The sequence below is a fragment of the Gardnerella sp. C0684A1 genome (assembly GCF_055326835.1).
The window spans coordinates 1-257 of sequence record NZ_JBLTSX010000051.1; the positions used below are offsets into that span (position 1 = coordinate 1).

The following is a 257-nucleotide window of genomic DNA, read 5'->3' on the forward strand; positions in this document are numbered from 1 at the left end:
GCCCGCGCCCGACCTGAGCCACCCCGCCATGGCCGTGAACCTGGACGCCTGCATCCAGTGCAACCGCTGCGTGCGCGCCTGCCGCGAAGAGCAGGTCAACGATGTGATCGGCTACGCGCTGCGCGGGGCCGACAGCAAGATCGTTTTCGACCTCGACGACCCCATGGCCGAAAGCACCTGCGTGGCCTGTGGCGAATGCGTGCAGGCCTGCCCCACGGGCGCGCTCAGCCCCAAGACGCACATCGGCTCGCAAAAGG

Annotated in this window: 1 protein-coding gene; it reads left to right on the top strand. The window is 68.9% G+C overall.

Annotation, left to right across the window (positions count from 1 at the left end):
• Nucleotides 1-28: 28 nt before the first annotated feature.
• Nucleotides 29-257: 4Fe-4S binding protein (locus ACNEUN_RS06320; protein ID WP_463631593.1), on the top strand; the 229-nt coding region annotated here is incomplete at its 3' end.